This is a genomic window from Pseudomonas sp. SWRI77, assembly GCF_014269105.1.
GTDB classification, from domain to species: Bacteria; Pseudomonadota; Gammaproteobacteria; order Pseudomonadales; family Pseudomonadaceae; genus Aquipseudomonas; species Aquipseudomonas capeferrum.
This window is the reverse complement of the sequence record NZ_JABWRV010000016.1, coordinates 64,830-79,217: the sequence shown is the minus strand read 5'-3', so window position 1 is coordinate 79,217 and position 14,388 is coordinate 64,830. Positions and strand designations below refer to the sequence as shown.

Genomic DNA, 14,388 nt, shown 5'->3' with positions numbered 1-14,388 from the left:
GGCTGGCCCTTTTTAGTTGTGCGCCAGGCATGGCGCGTTGCGTGTTAGTGCAACAGGACGATCCACTGGCGCAGCCGTTTCTGCAGTGGCTGAAAGCGGTACTCGGCGGCAACCTGGGTTTTGTATACCCCCAATCACCCCGTAATATGTGTCGGATAACCGGCGGGGGTAGTCTCACCCTCTGATCAATCGGAATCGCCCGTGGTGGCGCTTCCCTGGCATAAACCTGACGAGGTACAGACATTGGCCATCATTCATCCTAAGGTCCGCGGTTTCATCTGCACCACGACCCATCCGAAGGGCTGCGAGCTCAACGTCCGTGACCAGATCGAAGCCACCCGCAAGCTGGGCGTGCGCGAGGATGGCCCGAAGAAGGTCCTGGTGATTGGTGCTTCCAGCGGCTACGGCCTGGCGGCCCGCATCACCGCAGCGTTCGGCTTCAAGGCCGACACCCTGGGCGTGTTCTTCGAAAAAGCAGGTACCGAGACCAAGGCCGGTACTGCGGGCTGGTACAACTCCGCCGCCTTCGACAAGTTTGCCAAGGCCGAAGGCCTGTACAGCAAGTCGATCAACGGTGATGCGTTCTCCGACGAGGCCCGTGCCAAGGTCATCGAGCTGATCAAGAACGAAATGGGTGGCAAGGTCGACCTGGTCATCTACTCCCTGGCCTCCCCCGTGCGCAAGCTGCCGCAAACCGGTGAAGTGATTCGCTCGGCGCTCAAGCCTATCGGCCAGCCGTACAAGTCGACCGCCATCGACACCAACAAGGACACCATCATCGAGGCCAGCATCGAGCCGGCTTCCGAGCAGGAAATCGCTGACACCGTCACCGTCATGGGTGGCCAGGACTGGCAGCTGTGGATCGATGCCCTGGCCGGTGCCGACGTGCTGTCCGAAGGCGCCCGCACCGTGGCCTTCAGCTACATCGGTACCGAGATCACCTGGCCGATCTACTGGCACGGTGCCCTGGGCAAGGCCAAGCAGGACCTGGACGAAACCGCGCTGCGCCTTGACCAGAAACTGGCCGGCGAAATCAAGGGCGGCGCCAATGTGGCCGTGCTGAAGTCGGTGGTCACCCAGGCCAGCTCGGCCATTCCGGTGATGCCGTTGTACCTGTCGATGGTCTTCAAGATCATGCAGGAGAAGGGTGTTCACGAGGGTACCCAGGACCAGTTGGACCGCATGTTCCGTGATCGCCTGTACCGTGCAGACGGTGCCCCGGCCGCAGTCGACGAGAAGAGCCGCCTGCGCCTGGACGACTGGGAGCTGCGTGATGACGTGCAGGACGCCTGCAAGGCCATGTGGCCGCAAGTCACCACCGAGAACCTGTTCGAGCTGACCGACTATGCCGGTTACAAGAAGCAGTTCCTCAACCTGTTCGGCTTCGAGCGCGCTGACGTCAACTACGACGAAGACGTGGCCACCGATGTGAAGTTCGACTGCATCGAGCTGTAAGCACGGCTGAAACATGAGGGGGCTGTACCGCCCTCTTCGCGGGGCAAGCCCGCTCCCACCGGTGCTCCACAAGGCTTTGGCTCAATGGGGATCCTGTGGGAGCGGGCTTGCCCCGCGAAGAGGCCGGTACAGCCCCCGATTTTTTTGCTAGCGTTGGCGCACAACAACAGGACGCGCGCCATGAGCAGCCTCACCCAACCGGCCACCGCCTTTCGCCACACCGCAGCCGACGGCTACAGCCTCGGCGGCTTCTGCTGGCGCCACGCCCAGGCCAACCCCCTGCGCCCGCTGGTGATCATCAACGCCGCCACCTCTGTGCGTTGCCGCTATTACGCCCGCTTTGCCGACTACCTGTTCGCCCATGGCTGCGATGTGCTGACCTACGATTACCGAGGCATCGGCGAATCACGGCCGCCGTCACTGCGTGGCTTCCAGGCGTCCTGGAGCGACTGGGGCCGGCTGGACTTCGAAGCCATGCTGGCCCACGCCGCGCAGGCGTTTCCCGGGCAACCGGTGGACGTGGTGGGGCATAGCTTCGGCGGTTGCGCGGTGGGGTTGGCACCGTCTGCCGGGCAAGTCAGGCGGGTGGTGATGGTGGGTGCGCAATTCGCCTACTGGCGCGACTACGCGGCTGATCAGCGTTGGCGGCTGTTCGGTAAATGGCATCTGGTGATGCCTTTGCTGACCCGTGCGTTCGGCTACTTCCCGGGCAAGCGCCTGGGCTGGATGGAAGACACGCCGGCCGGGGTAGTGCACGACTGGACGACCCGTACGCCACGCTATGAGCACCGGCCAAGCGGGCGCCGGTTGCAGGGGGTGCCGTTTGCACAGGTGCGGGGGGCGACGCTGGCAATCAGCCTGACCGATGACCCGTTTGGCACCGTGGCGGCTACAGAGCGATTGCTAGGGTACCTGCAGGGGGCTGAGCGTCAGCACCTGCGTATTGCACCTGTGGATATCTCGGTCGAGGAAATTGGCCATTTTGCGTTTTTCCATGACCGCTTTCGGGGCAGCCTGTGGCCGATTGCCTTGGCGTGGTTGCAGCAGGGCAGCTTGCCCGAAGAGGTGCCGGGGACGGTCATCAAATAACAGGGGTCGGGTAACGTTTGTAGGCGCGGCCACGCGTCGCGAAGAGGGCCGCAAAGCGGCCCCAGCACGCTCAAGCCTTACGCGAAAGTGGCTGCCCGGTGAACTTCACCCCAGCCAGGCCATGCGCGATCAGCGCACGGATATTGCCATGGTCGCTGCCCTCAGGCGTGGCCACCACATCGCGATAATGCTCACCAAAGGCCAACAGGGCCTCTTCATCGCTCAAGCCCTCCAGCAGCGCCAGCCCCAGGGTCTTGCACGAGCCTTCGTTCTGCCCGGCGGCATTTTCCACGCCGCCGTTGTTGAAGGCCTGTGGCTGATAGCTGTAGTGGGCGGCGATGAACGCCAAGGTATCGGCAAAGACGTGTTCGCCGCTTTTCAGGCTGGCGCGCAGGGTGTTCAGATCAGTCACGAGGTTTTCCTTTTTCGAACGCCGCGTGTTGTTCGGCGCTGGCTTCTTTCTGGTATTGGGCTTTCCACTCGGCGTAGGGCATGCCGTACACCGCTTCGCGGGCGTCATCCAGGCTGACATCGACCTGGCCCTCGTCGGCCGCGGCCTTGTACCACTTGGACAGGCAGTTGCGGCAGAAGCCGGACAGGTTCATCAGGTCGATGTTCTGCACGTCGGTGCGTTTTTGCAGGTGGTCGACCAGGCGCCGGAACGCGGCGGCTTCGAGTTCGAGCTGTTGTTGCGGGGTCATGGGCTTCTCTCAGGTCATGCGATTCTTCAGGTGGCGGCCACCGTTGATGACCACCTGGCTACCGGTACTGTACTGGCTTTCGAGCAGGTATTTGACCGTCTCGATCAGCGGGCCGGCGCCGGGCTCGAATTCCAGCAGGGCCTTTTTCAGGGTCTGCTGGCGGTAGGCTTCGTCACCCCCTTCCTTGAGGATCAGCAGCCCGGGCAGGATACCGTTGACGTGCACCTTGGGCGCGTACTTTTCGGCGAACGACAGCACCATGTTCTGCAGCGCGGCCTTGGTGGCGGCGTAGCCAATGTGGCTCTTGCTGCCCCGCGAAGAGGTTTCGTCGCAAATGTGGATGATGTCGGCCTTGCCCACGCTGCCTGCCTTGCCCAGCATGTCGCCGAGGGCCAGGTTGAGGTGGTAGGGGGCTTCGACGTGCAGGCGGAACATGGTGTCGAGGTTGGCCAGGCCATCGTCAAGCCACAGGGACGCGTTGTGGATGATCGCGCGCAAGCCGTCGTAGTGGCCTTGCAGGTAGTCGATCAGCGCCTGGCGGTCGGCAGCCTGGCACAGGTCGGCCTGGAACTGCACGATGTTGGGGTGTGCGGACTGCGGCTGCAGGCTGCGGCTGGCACTGACCACCGTATGGCCGGCTTGCGCCAGTTCGAGGGCCAGGGCCAACCCGACGCGCTGGCTGGCTCCGGTAACGAGAATTGGGCTGTTCATGTTCGGGGCGGTCAACTTGTCTGTCCTTTCGTTGCCGCCCAGCATACCCGAACTGTTTCCCTCTTGTAGACCAGCCCTCAGCGGCTGCGCAGGGCTGCAGCAGTAGCTGGGGCGGCATGCAGCCAGCCCGCCAGCAGGCGTGTGGAGAGGGGGATGAACAGGTACACCATCACAGGCGTCAGGGCCAAGGTACTGAGCATCACACGCGGCACCAGGTCCATGCCTGCCAGCCAATGCCCGAACAACAGGTTGAACAGCAACGAGACCGGGAAAAAGGCTAGCCAGATAGCGACTGCCTGCTTCCAGCGTGGCGGTTTTTGCACTCTATTGGTGCCAAACCAGTCATCGAGACCGCTAGCGCGCGCTTCTTTGGGGCGTTCGAACAGCCCGTTGCCACGTTGCAGCCAGGCCCGGCGCGAGGCGGAATGCTCCCAGGCGTGCAGTGTCGGTTCGTCACTGAAGCGAAAGATGATCTGGAATTCATCGCTATCGCGAGGCGGTGCGAAGATGCCCGAACCGAGGTAGCCGGGGAAGTCGGTGGCCAGTTGCTCGCCTTCGTGGAGCCAAGCCAGCAGGGCCTGGTAACGGCCATGGGCGGCGCGGCGCGACACCAGCAGGGTGACGGGTGGGGTAGACATTGTGTATCTCCTGGCGACGGGGCTGGCGGGTAGCTGGCCCCTTGGCGGCGTCGCCCGGGGTGGTGGGCGACACAGGCATGCATGCAAGAATCGGGCGCGAATTATCGCGATATGGCGTCGTACCGCAAGAGCAAGGGGCGAACAGTTGTTAACATGCGCACTAGGCTGTTCGTAGTAACATGCGCGTTCAACTTCCGCACACGGGTACTCAGTGCAGATGAGCAAACAGGGACGTACCTCGCCGATCGACGAGGGACTGCAACACCAGGAATTGTTCCCGATTCGTGAAGTTTCCCGCCTGACGGGCGTAAACCCGGTGACCCTGCGCGCCTGGGAGCGCCGTTATGGGCTTATTCAGCCCACCCGTACCGACAGTGGCCATCGCCTGTACTCCCAAGCCGATATCGATGATATCCGCAACATCCTCGGCTGGCTGGAGCGCGGCGTTGCAGTGAGCAAGGTGGCTAGCATCCTTGTCCGCAGCCAGGCGCTGGTGGAGGATAACGGCGATGAGCAAAGTGCCCGGCTGAGATGGCGGCAGCAGATACACGAGGCGGTTCTGCGCTTTGATGGCACGCGCCTGCACCGTCTGTTCGACAAGGCGTTCGCGAGCCATTCGCTGGATCAGGTATTCGGCGAAATCTTCATGCCGGTGTGGCACGATCTGGCGGCAGGCCAGAGCGGCTACGGCCAGCGGGCCTTCGGCCAGGCCAGTGAATGGCTGTTCTTCGATCAGTTCATGCGCAGCCGCGTATTCGTGCGCTTGCAGCTATCGCGCATGCCGCGCAGCCGCAGCGTCTTGCTGGCGCCATTGGCGGGGCCTTGTCACGAGTTGGAATTGCTGGTGACGGCCTTGTTGCTGGGGTGCGACGAGGTGGAGGTAAGCGTGTTGGCGCCAGGGCAGCCTTTGCAAGAGCTGACGCTGATTTGCGAGCGGCTCAGGCCTGATGCCTTGGTGCTGTTTTCCAATCAGGCGCCGACCGCCGAGTTGAGCAAGCGCCTTGGGCGGCTGGTGGTGGGCCTTGAGTGCCCGTTGCTGCTGGCCGGTAAAGTGGCCGAGCTCGCCCAGGACAGCCTGGCAGGCAGCCCGGTAGCGTGCCTGGGGGCACAAGGCAGCGTGATGCGCCAACGGCTGCGGCAGTTTCTGGGTGGTCAGCTCGATACCTGACTGTGCAGCTCCGGGTGAGCCTGGCGATGGGCTTGCAGGATGTATTCGCGCAGGCGCTCGATCTCTTCGGCGGGGCTGCAGCTCAAATCGTAGGCCGCAAGGTCGGGGCCAATGCGCCGACGCAGCACGCCGTGCAGCTCGATAGGGGCAATGCCGGCAGGTGCAAAGCACAATTCGAAGCGCGCAGGGGCTTGTGCCAGGTCGCGGATCTCCAGCAAAGCGCCCTTGAACGAGATTTCGCGAACCCACAGGCCGCTTTGCTGATCATGTGCATCGAGCAGGGCGCTTGGCTGGTCCATGGACAAGCGCCATGGGCGCCGCATCGGGCCGTCTTCGTAGATTTCCGGGGAGCCTAACTGCAGGTGCAGGGCATGGAACTCGTCTTCCACCAGTTGCAGCGGAAAGCTGATCTGCTGGTTGTTGAACTGCGCCTGCAAGGTCACCTGCTCGTTGGCCACCAGGCGGGTGAGCAAGGTCTGAATCCGGCGGTCGCCATTGACCAGCAGGCTGGACATCGTGTCAGCCAGGTTGAACTGGGGCGAGTGCTGCATGTTCTGGATGAAATCCAGCTCGTCCTGGGTCAGGAGCGCATCTGCTTGCATGATCGAACTCGGCGGTGGCGATTTCTTCAACGGGATTGACCGTGCGAGGCGCGCTTGGTTCAGGAGCGTAGGTCAGATTTCTGACGAGCGTACATTTCTGCCAGTTCGCGCTCCAGTTCGACCTGGCGGCTGACGTCCTTCTGGATGCCGATGAAGTAGGTGCGCTGCTCGGCGTCTTGTCTCACCGGGGTGATCGACAGTTCGTTCCAGAAGGCGCTGCCATCCTTGCGGTAATTGCGCAGCACTTCGCGGCACGGGCGGCCTTCGGCCAGGGCCTTGCGGATACGCGCGCGGCCTAGCTGGGTGCGGTCGTCGGCCTGCAGGAAGCGGCAATCCTGGTAGAGGATCTCGTCACGGGAGTAGCCGGTGAGGCGTTCGAAGGCGGCGTTCACGTAGATCAGGATGGTGTCTTGACCTTCCTTTTCGGCGACCACGATGCCGTCGTTGGACGCAGCGACCATCGATTGCAGCAGTTGCGCGTTGATCATGTCCGGGCCATTGGGCGAGAAAAGGGGGCTGGTAGTTGGGGCGAGGCGGCCTTTTGCCAGCGTTGAATGCTAGTATCCTACGTTTTCACTCAGTTTCGGAATCCTCTTCCCGATGAAAGTCGCCATTATTTCCGGGTCGGTGTACGGCACCGCCGAAGAAGTCGCCCGCCATGCCGAATCGTTGCTCAAGGCTGCGGGCCATGAGGCTTGGCATGCCGCGCGTGCCACCCTGCAGGACGTAGAAGGTTTTGCCCCCGAGGCATTGCTGGCGGTGACTTCGACCACCGGCATGGGCGAGCTGCCGGACAACCTCATGCCGCTGTACAGCATGATTCGCGACACTTTGCCCGCCGCCTGGCGTGGTCTGCCGGGGGCGGTGATCGCATTGGGCGACTCCAGTTATGGTGATACGTACTGCGGCGGTGGCGAGCAGATGCGTGAGCTGTTCGCTGAGCTGGGGGTGCATGAAGTGCAGCCCATGTTGCGCCTGGATGCCAGTGAGACGGTGACCCCGGAAACCGATGCCGAACCGTGGTTGGCCTCGTTTGCGCAGGCCCTCAACGGCTGACCCGCTCCAACCTGCGATTCAACGGGCGCGCTCACGCAACAACGCCAACCACGCCTGCGCTGCCCGTGACAAGTACGCCCCCCGCCGCCAGATGAACGCGATGTCCCAGCGCAGGTCCAGCGGCGCCTGCAGCGGCAAGCGCACCACCCCGGGGCGTTCCAGGGCCTTGGCCACCACCCGGGGCAGCAACACCACGCCCTGGCCCGCTGCCACCAACGCCACCAGAAAATCCGCCTGGCCACTGCGCCCGCCTTCTTTCGGGGTGAAACCCTGTTGCTGGCAGGCCTTTAGCAACCGGTCATTGAGTACGAAGCTGCGTTGATACAGCAGAAACGGCGTATCGGCCAGTTGCCGCAGATGCACGCCATCCGCGCCCGCCAGCGCATGCCCGGCGGGCAGCAGGGCATCGAGTGGTTCGTTGCAGAAAGGCTGGTGCTCGAAGGCGCTGTCACTGGGCGTGAGGCTACCACCGAGTTCCAGCTCGCCGCTGCGTACCGCTTGCTCGACGCTACGGCTGCCGCCTTCAAGCAACTGGATGGTGATGTTCGGGTAGCGTTGCCGGTATTCGGCGAACAGGCCGGCGAACAGGGCATCGCTGCCCAGCATCGGCAAGCCCAGGCGCAGTTCGCCGCGAGCCATCTGGCCGAGGTCATCGAGTTCGCTGAGCAATGCCTGGCGCTGGCGCAGCAGTGCTTCGCCGCGCTCCAGCACGATACGCCCGGCCGCAGTCAGGTGCAGTTGCGAGGCTTGCCGTTCAAGCAGCGGCTGGCCCACGTCCTGCTCCAGCTGAGCCACTTGTTTGCTCACCGCCGACTGGCTGATGTGCAGGGTCTGCGCCGCCTGGGTAAAGCCCCCGCGGTGGACCACTTCGATGAAGCTGCGCAGTTGTTTGAATTCCATGTTTCCAATTCCATTCTGGAATGCAGGCCAGTCTAACAATTCGCTTCTGGCCTAGGCAGGCAAATCTTAAAATGAGGGCCTGTCGAGGAAGCCCCCATGAAACCCGCGTTAGTGAAAAAAGCCCTGCGCCTGCTTGTCGAGTTGGCGACCCTCTATGCCTTGTTCCTGTTCGGCGGCCAGCTGGCTGCCTGGCTGGGCTGGCCGATCCCCGCCGGGGTCATGGGGCTGGCATTGCTTCTGCTGCTGTTCGCCAGCGGCGTGGTCAAGCCGGCCACGCTGCAACTGGGCGCCGGCTGGCTGATGGCCGAGATGTTGTTGTTCTTCATTCCGGCGCTGATGAGCCTGCTCGATTACGGCACCCTGGTGCGCGAAGAAGGTTGGCGCATTCTGTTGGTGATTGCCGTGAGCACGTTGATGGTCATGGTAGTGACCGCACTCACCGTCGAACTGGTGTGCCGCTGGAGCTTGCGCCATGAGCCTTGAACCCATGCCGTTGTTCTGGCTGGCGCTGACCTTGCTGGCGTACCTGGGCAGCCGCTGGCTGTACCGGCGCAGCGGGCGCTATGTGCTGTCTCCGCTGATCCTGGTGCCCGCATTGCTGCTGGCGGTGGCCGTACCGCTGCATACCGCCTATGCCGAATACGCCCGCAACACCCATTGGCTGATGGCCGTGCTCGGCCCGGTGACCGTGGCGTTCGCCGTGCCCATATGGCAACAGCGGGCGCTGCTGGCGCGTCACTGGCCGGCGCTGATGATGGGCATGCTGGCTGGCAGCACGGCCTCGATCGCCAGCTCGTGGGGGTTGGCCCACCTGCTGGCGCTGGACAATGCAACCAGCCTGTCGCTGGTGCCGCGCTCGATCACCACGCCGTTTGCCATGCCGCTGGCCCACGACTTGGGCGGCGTGCCGGAACTGACTGCGGTGTTCGTGATGTTCACTGGGGTACTGGGCGCCCTGTTCGGCGGTGTGCTGCTGCGCTGGTTGCCGTTGCGTACCGCGCTGGCGCGGGGCGCGTTGTTCGGGGTGGGCGCGCATGGTGCCGGAGTCAGCAGGGCGCAGGAAATGGGCCGCGAAGAAGGTTCCGTGGCCGGCCTGGTCATGGTCCTGACCGGGTTGCTGAACCTGTTCGCCGCACCGCTGCTGGCCATGCTGCTCTGACCGTTCGTGCCACTGACTCGCAAGGTCATCAAGCTGGCTGGAAACGCAAGTTTCAGCCCATGGGCTGCTGGCTAGACTCAGCCTCGACATAGAGAGCACATGTAAGTGCCGAGGTAACATGCAATGACCGCAGCCTTGCCCTATTCCGTCAACACAACTCCACCGGGACCGATCTGATGCCTTTGGCCGAAATTCCATTGTGCGTCTGGCGTACCCGGGGACAGAGTTTCATCTTCCGGGGCCAGAGCATCCGCTACTGGACCGCAGGGCAAGGAGAGCCCCTGCTTCTGTTACATGGCTTCCCCACCGCCAGCTGGGACTGGCACTACCTATGGACGCCTTTGGCGCAGCGTTTTCGGCTGATTGCCTGCGACATGCTCGGCTTTGGCGATTCGGCCAAGCCGGTCAACCATGCCTACAGCCTGATGGAACAGGCAGACCTGCAACAAGCGTTGCTTGCCCATCTCAAGGTCAACCAGCCTGTGCACCTGCTGGCCCATGACTATGGCGGCAGCGTGGCCCAGGAGCTGCTGGCGCGGCACCACGAGCAGCGAGCGAACATCGCCAGTTGCGTGTTTCTCAACAGCGGGCTGTTCCCCGAGAGCTACCGGATGCTGCTGATCCAGAAGCTGTTGCTCAGCCGCCTGGGCTGGCTGGTGGGGCGCTCGTTCGGGCGGGACGACCTGGTGCGCAACGTGTCGCAGGTCTATGGCCCCTGCACCCACCCGAGTGAAAGCGCGCTGGATGATTGCTGGAGCCTGATCGCCGCCAACCGGGGCACGCGTATCTTGCACAAGCTGGTCGGCTACTTGCCGGAGCGCACCGTGCATCGCGAGCGTTGGGTGGGTGCGTTGCAACGCGAGGGGGTGCCACTGCGTTTCATCAACGGTGTGGTCGACCCGGTGTCTGGCGGGCGCATGGTCGAGCGCTACCGGCAACTGGTGCCGCAGCCGGATACCGTGCTGCTGCAGGGCATCGGGCATTACCCGCATACCGAAGCGCCGGTGCAGGTGCTGCGCCATTACCTGGCCTTTCGTGAGCAACCGCTGAGTTTCTTGCAGCAGAAGGTGGCGTGGTCTTGAGGGGGGCTTGCCCCTCCCAGCCCTCAGGCGATCACCCAAAAAAAAAGGCCGCTGCAATCGCAGCGGCCAATCGAGACGTTAGATCAAGGAGCTTCAAAATCTACGTCGGTGAACCTCGCAGGCCTGAAAGGCGGGGGGTAGTGCCCTTCATGCCGGCCAGTGAGTCAAGAATAAGCGCTTGATCCCGTGGGAAAAATAGCCGCCTATGACATTCACCTTTACGTTTCGGGCAATAGTGCCCACTTCGCTCAACCCGCAGGCGCATACCCCATCCGCCAACTGGTATCCCGCGCAGCCGCCAACAATCGCTGCGCCGCAGGGCCATGTTCGTCAGCATGGAATATCGACGTCGGCCCCACCACGGTCATCACCGCAGCGATCTGCCCCATGGCATTGAATACCGGTGCCGACAGCGCATCCACACCCGGCATCAGCAGGCCATGCACATGGTGCAGGCCACGCGCGCGAATGCCTTCCAACAAGGCTGCGTAGTCGCAGGCTTGGTGCTGCAGCGCAGTCAGTTCCCGGTCGCGCAAGTCGATGGTTTCGCGTTCTGGCAGGTAGGCGGCGAACACCAGCCCGGTGGACGAGCTGAGCAGCGGCAGCACAGAGCCAATCTGGGTCACCACGGTGATCGCGCGCACCGCCGGTTCAATGCTGACCACCGTCGCGCCCTGGTTGCCCCATACGGCAATAAAGCAGCTTTCGTTGAGCTCATCGCGCAACTGCGACAGCGGCAGCGCCGCGATCTTCAGCACATCGATGCTGGCCAACGCCGCCAACCCCACGCGCAACGCTTCACGCCCCAGGCCATAGTGGTTGGTGGCCGCATCCTGTTCGGCGAAGCCGCTGGCGATGAGCGCCTGCAGGTAGCGGTGCACCTTGCTCGCCGGCATCTGCACATGCTCTGCCAGGCGTGACAGCGACGTGGAGGGGGCGAGTTCGGCGAGTGCCTTGAGAATATCGGTGCCGACTTCCGCCGAGCGGACCTTCTGCTTGCCGTTATCAGTGGGTGAGCTGGCTTTGGCCATGGGCATGGGCTTCCGGATTCGTCGAGTGGCGCCTTTATAGCTTGACGCCTTGTCCGTAGCAAATTACGTTATTCGTAATCTGATTACGATAAAAACAATGCAGACGTGCTGCCACCCCAGTGCCTGACCCCGGAAACCGCCGGGCCAGGTCAGCAGCCAGCTGCCAGCAACGGCTCTGCCAGAGCCCGGAGGCATCGATGAACCGCGACACGTCCCCCGACCTTCACTACCTGAGCGGCTTCGGCAACGAGTTTGCCAGCGAAGCACTGCCTGGCGCCTTGCCGGTCGGGCAGAACTCGCCGCAAAAAGCCCCCTATGGGTTGTATGCCGAACTGCTTTCGGGCACGGCCTTCACCATGAGCCGCAGTGAGTTGCGTCGCACCTGGCTGTATCGCATCCGCCCGTCTGCATTGCACCCCCGTTTCGAACGCCTGGCGCGCCAGCCACTGGCTGGGCCGCTGGGTGCGGTCACGCCCAACCGCCTGCGCTGGAACCCGCAACCGATCCCGGCCGAACCCACCGACTTCATCGAAGGCTGGGTGCCGATGGTGGCCAATGCGCCAGCGGACAAGCCGGCGGGTGTGAGCATTTACATCTACAGCGCCAACCGCTCCATGGAGCGTGTGTTCTTCAATGCCGACGGCGAACTGCTGCTGGTGCCGGAACAGGGCCGCCTGCGGATCGCCACCGAGCTTGGGGTGATGGACGTCGAGCCATTGGAAATCGCGGTGATCCCGCGGGGTATGAAGTTTCGCATCGAACTGCTCGATGGCCAGGCTCGTGGCTACCTTGCCGAAAACCATGGCGCGCCGCTGCGTATACCGGACCTCGGGCCGATCGGCAGCAATGGCCTGGCCAACCCGCGTGACTTCCTCACCCCGGTGGCGCACTACGAAGAGGCCCAAGGCCCCGTGCAACTGGTGCAGAAGTTTCTTGGCGAACACTGGGCCTGCGAGCTGCAGCATTCGCCGCTGGACGTGGTCGCCTGGCACGGCAGCAACGTGCCCTACAAATACGACCTGCGCCGCTTCAACACCATTGGCACGGTCAGCTTCGACCACCCCGACCCGTCCATCTTCACGGTGCTGACATCGCCCACCAGCGTGCATGGCCTGGCCAACATGGACTTCGTGATCTTCCCGCCGCGCTGGATGGTGGCCGAGAACACCTTCCGTCCACCCTGGTTCCACCGCAACCTGATGAACGAGTTCATGGGCCTGATCCAGGGTGCCTACGATGCCAAGGCCGAGGGCTTCCTGCCTGGCGGCGCCTCGCTGCACGGGGTCATGAGCGCCCACGGCCCGGACGCCGATACCTGCGACAAGGCCATCGCCGCCGACCTTGCGCCGCACAAGATCGACAACACCATGGCCTTCATGTTCGAGACCAGCCAAGTGCTGCGTCCGAGCCGCCATGCACTCGAATGCCCGCAATTGCAGGCCGACTACGATAGTTGCTGGGCCACCTTGCCGAGCACCTTCAACCCGAACCGGAGATAACCCATGAACCAGACCGCCATTACCCGTAGCTGGGTCGAGCATGCCAACGGGCACAGCGATTTCCCGCTGCAGAACCTGCCGTTGGGCATCTTCAGCCGGCCGGGTGAAGCGCTGCGCTGCGGCGTGGCCATCGGCGATGCCATTCTTGACCTGGAGGCAGTACTTGCCGCGGGGCTGTTCGAAGGTGAAGCCAAGGCGGCGGCAGAAGCCACCCGCGGCGGTGCGCTGAACGCCTTCTTTGCCCTCGGCCGTGGCGCCCGTGTGGCCCTGCGCGAGCGCTTGCTGGTACTGCTCGGCGAACACAGCGAACACCAGTCGGCGCTCAACGCCGCGCTGTACCCGGCCGCTGATTGCCAACTGCATGTACCGGCCCGCATCGGCGACTACACCGATTTCTATGTCGGCATCGAACACGCCAAAAACGTCGGCAAGCTGTTCCGCCCGGACAACCCGCTGCTGCCCAACTACAAGCACGTGCCAATCGGTTATCACGGCCGTGCGTCGACCATTCGCCCGTCCGGTACCGATGTGCGCCGCCCCAAGGGCCAGACCTTGCCGGCCGGGCACAGCGAGCCGAGCTTCGGCCCCTGCGCACGCCTGGACTACGAGCTGGAGCTGGGTATCTGGATCGGCCAGGGCAACGACATGGGCCAGTCGATCCCGGTGGGTGATGCCGCCGAGCATGTGGCCGGCTTCTGCCTGCTCAACGACTGGTCGGCGCGTGATATCCAGGCCTGGGAATACCAGCCACTGGGGCCGTTCCTGTCCAAGAGTTTCATTACCAGCGTTTCGCCCTGGGTGGTGACCGCCGAAGCCCTGGAGCCGTTCCGCACGGCACAACCGGCGCGCCCGCAAGGCGATCCGCAGCCGTTGTCCTACCTGATGGACGCGCGTGACCAGGCTAATGGCGCATTTGATATCGAGCTTGAAGTGCTGCTGCTCACCGAGCGCATGCGCGAGCAAGGCCTTGCCGCTCACCGCCTGACCCTGAGCAACACCCGCAGCATGTACTGGACTGTGGCGCAGATGGTGGCCCACCACAGCGTCAACGGTTGCCAGCTGCAACCGGGCGACCTGTTCGGGTCGGGCACGCTGTCGGGCGCAACGCCGGGCTCCTTTGGCAGCCTGCTGGAGATCACCGAGGGCGGCAAGCTGCCGGTGGAACTGGCCAGCGGCGAGGTGCGCAAGTTCCTCGAAGACGGCGACGAGATCATCCTGCGCGCCCGGTGCACGCGTGATGGCGTGGCCAGCATTGGCTTCGGCGAATGCCGCGGCACCGTCATCGCGGCCAACTGAG

Annotated in this window: 17 protein-coding genes; 9 read left to right on the top strand and 8 right to left on the bottom strand. The window is 63.5% G+C overall.

Translation table 11 applies throughout. From position 1 onward, the window contains the following. Positions 1-243 precede the first annotated feature (243 nt). Positions 244-1,455 carry an enoyl-ACP reductase FabV gene (fabV, locus tag HU766_RS16550; RefSeq protein ID WP_047582624.1) on the top strand — a complete coding sequence of 404 codons (1,212 nt, stop codon included), beginning with the start codon at positions 244-246 and terminating at the stop codon, positions 1,453-1,455. A gap of 180 nt (positions 1,456-1,635) precedes the next feature. Further along, positions 1,636-2,544, top strand: coding sequence for an alpha/beta fold hydrolase (locus HU766_RS16545; protein ID WP_186658860.1), 909 nt, complete (start codon positions 1,636-1,638; stop codon positions 2,542-2,544). A 70-nt stretch (positions 2,545-2,614) separates the two neighbouring features. Here the strand turns inward: HU766_RS16545 and HU766_RS16540 are convergent, their stop codons facing one another. The 4 genes from HU766_RS16540 to HU766_RS16525 are packed head-to-tail and all read right to left on the bottom strand — an operon-like array spanning position 2,615 to position 4,594. Beyond that, complete coding sequence (locus HU766_RS16540) at positions 2,615-2,956, bottom strand: HopJ type III effector protein (RefSeq protein ID WP_033702922.1); 342 nt, start codon at positions 2,954-2,956, stop codon at positions 2,615-2,617. Continuing rightward, positions 2,949-3,245 carry a DUF1244 domain-containing protein gene (locus tag HU766_RS16535; protein ID WP_186658857.1) on the bottom strand — a complete coding sequence of 99 codons (297 nt, stop codon included), beginning with the start codon at positions 3,243-3,245 and terminating at the stop codon, positions 2,949-2,951. Before HU766_RS16535 ends, HU766_RS16540 begins: the two co-directional genes overlap by 8 nt. Positions 3,246-3,254: 9 nt before the next feature. After that, on the bottom strand, positions 3,255-4,001 hold the full coding sequence (gene folM / locus HU766_RS16530) for a dihydromonapterin reductase (RefSeq protein WP_186658854.1): 747 nt from the start codon (positions 3,999-4,001) through the stop codon (positions 3,255-3,257). Between the two features lie 32 nt (positions 4,002-4,033). After that, complete coding sequence (locus HU766_RS16525; protein ID WP_186658851.1) at positions 4,034-4,594, bottom strand: antibiotic biosynthesis monooxygenase; 561 nt, start codon at positions 4,592-4,594, stop codon at positions 4,034-4,036. A 217-nt stretch (positions 4,595-4,811) separates the two neighbouring features. Here HU766_RS16525 and HU766_RS16520 point away from each other — a divergent pair, with 217 nt between their 5' ends. Beyond that, positions 4,812-5,762: a MerR family transcriptional regulator gene (locus HU766_RS16520; RefSeq protein WP_186658848.1), complete on the top strand. Its 951-nt coding sequence runs from the start codon at positions 4,812-4,814 to the stop codon at positions 5,760-5,762. On the opposite strand, the gene HU766_RS16515 is transcribed toward HU766_RS16520, so the two are convergent. Together HU766_RS16515 and HU766_RS16510 are read right to left on the bottom strand one after the other, a co-directional pair. Further along, positions 5,747-6,364 (bottom strand): hypothetical protein, encoded by a 618-nt coding sequence (locus HU766_RS16515; RefSeq protein ID WP_033702918.1) that lies wholly within the window; start codon positions 6,362-6,364, stop codon positions 5,747-5,749. The genes HU766_RS16520 and HU766_RS16515 overlap by 16 nt on opposite strands. A 59-nt stretch (positions 6,365-6,423) precedes the next feature. Further along, the gene (locus HU766_RS16510; protein ID WP_186658845.1) at positions 6,424-6,852 is read right to left on the bottom strand and encodes a PAS domain S-box protein; all 429 of its coding nucleotides are present in this window, start codon (positions 6,850-6,852) and stop codon (positions 6,424-6,426) included. A 112-nt stretch (positions 6,853-6,964) separates the two neighbouring features. Here HU766_RS16510 and HU766_RS16505 point away from each other — a divergent pair, with 112 nt between their 5' ends. Continuing rightward, a complete protein-coding gene (locus HU766_RS16505; protein WP_033702917.1) occupies positions 6,965-7,420 on the top strand; it encodes a flavodoxin in 456 nt (151 codons plus the stop codon). 18 nt (positions 7,421-7,438) lie between these two features. Here the strand turns inward: HU766_RS16505 and HU766_RS16500 are convergent, their stop codons facing one another. Continuing rightward, positions 7,439-8,320, bottom strand: a complete 882-nt coding sequence (locus HU766_RS16500) for a LysR family transcriptional regulator (RefSeq protein WP_186658839.1) — start codon at positions 8,318-8,320, stop codon at positions 7,439-7,441. Between the two features lie 96 nt (positions 8,321-8,416). Between HU766_RS16500 and HU766_RS16495 the strand changes: the two genes are divergently transcribed. The 3 genes from HU766_RS16495 (at position 8,417) to HU766_RS16485 (ending at position 10,561) form a co-directional block, all read left to right on the top strand. Next, positions 8,417-8,803, top strand: a complete 387-nt coding sequence (locus tag HU766_RS16495) for a CidA/LrgA family protein (protein WP_033702915.1) — start codon at positions 8,417-8,419, stop codon at positions 8,801-8,803. Beyond that, positions 8,793-9,479 (top strand): LrgB family protein, encoded by a 687-nt coding sequence (locus tag HU766_RS16490; protein ID WP_033702914.1) that lies wholly within the window; start codon positions 8,793-8,795, stop codon positions 9,477-9,479. Before HU766_RS16495 ends, HU766_RS16490 begins: the two co-directional genes overlap by 11 nt. 176 nt (positions 9,480-9,655) lie before the next feature. Next, entirely contained in the window at positions 9,656-10,561 is a 906-nt protein-coding gene (locus HU766_RS16485; protein WP_156311117.1) for an alpha/beta hydrolase, read from the top strand. A gap of 248 nt (positions 10,562-10,809) precedes the next feature. Here HU766_RS16485 and HU766_RS16480 read toward each other — a convergent pair whose 3' ends face one another. Continuing rightward, positions 10,810-11,592 carry an IclR family transcriptional regulator gene (locus HU766_RS16480; RefSeq protein WP_033702912.1) on the bottom strand — a complete coding sequence of 261 codons (783 nt, stop codon included), beginning with the start codon at positions 11,590-11,592 and terminating at the stop codon, positions 10,810-10,812. A gap of 197 nt (positions 11,593-11,789) precedes the next feature. Here HU766_RS16480 and hmgA point away from each other — a divergent pair, with 197 nt between their 5' ends. After that, positions 11,790-13,091, top strand: a complete 1,302-nt coding sequence (hmgA, locus tag HU766_RS16475) for a homogentisate 1,2-dioxygenase (RefSeq protein ID WP_186658834.1) — start codon at positions 11,790-11,792, stop codon at positions 13,089-13,091. Positions 13,092-13,094: 3 nt separating this feature from the next. Next, positions 13,095-14,387 carry a fumarylacetoacetase gene (fahA, locus tag HU766_RS16470; protein ID WP_033702910.1) on the top strand — a complete coding sequence of 431 codons (1,293 nt, stop codon included), beginning with the start codon at positions 13,095-13,097 and terminating at the stop codon, positions 14,385-14,387. Position 14,388: the final 1 nt, after the last annotated feature.

Bases quoted from the DNA above. Each gene is read 5' to 3' on its own strand.
- HU766_RS16545 (WP_186658860.1), top strand. From the start codon at position 1,636: ATGAGCAGCCTCACCCAACCGGCCACCGCCTTTCGCCACACCGCAGCC.
- HU766_RS16480 (WP_033702912.1), bottom strand. From the start codon at position 11,592: ATGGCCAAAGCCAGCTCACCCACTGATAACGGCAAGCAGAAGGTCCGC.
- HU766_RS16495 (WP_033702915.1), top strand. From the start codon at position 8,417: ATGAAACCCGCGTTAGTGAAAAAAGCCCTGCGCCTGCTTGTCGAGTTG.
- HU766_RS16505 (WP_033702917.1), top strand. From the start codon at position 6,965: ATGAAAGTCGCCATTATTTCCGGGTCGGTGTACGGCACCGCCGAAGAA.
- HU766_RS16510 (WP_186658845.1), bottom strand. From the start codon at position 6,852: ATGATCAACGCGCAACTGCTGCAATCGATGGTCGCTGCGTCCAACGAC.
- HU766_RS16490 (WP_033702914.1), top strand. From the start codon at position 8,793: ATGAGCCTTGAACCCATGCCGTTGTTCTGGCTGGCGCTGACCTTGCTG.
- HU766_RS16500 (WP_186658839.1), bottom strand. From the start codon at position 8,320: ATGGAATTCAAACAACTGCGCAGCTTCATCGAAGTGGTCCACCGCGGG.
- HU766_RS16525 (WP_186658851.1), bottom strand. From the start codon at position 4,594: ATGTCTACCCCACCCGTCACCCTGCTGGTGTCGCGCCGCGCCGCCCAT.
- HU766_RS16520 (WP_186658848.1), top strand. From the start codon at position 4,812: ATGAGCAAACAGGGACGTACCTCGCCGATCGACGAGGGACTGCAACAC.
- fahA (WP_033702910.1), top strand. From the start codon at position 13,095: ATGAACCAGACCGCCATTACCCGTAGCTGGGTCGAGCATGCCAACGGG.
- folM (WP_186658854.1), bottom strand. From the start codon at position 4,001: ATGCTGGGCGGCAACGAAAGGACAGACAAGTTGACCGCCCCGAACATG.
- HU766_RS16535 (WP_186658857.1), bottom strand. From the start codon at position 3,245: ATGACCCCGCAACAACAGCTCGAACTCGAAGCCGCCGCGTTCCGGCGC.
- hmgA (WP_186658834.1), top strand. From the start codon at position 11,790: ATGAACCGCGACACGTCCCCCGACCTTCACTACCTGAGCGGCTTCGGC.
- HU766_RS16485 (WP_156311117.1), top strand. From the start codon at position 9,656: ATGCCTTTGGCCGAAATTCCATTGTGCGTCTGGCGTACCCGGGGACAG.
- HU766_RS16515 (WP_033702918.1), bottom strand. From the start codon at position 6,364: ATGCAAGCAGATGCGCTCCTGACCCAGGACGAGCTGGATTTCATCCAG.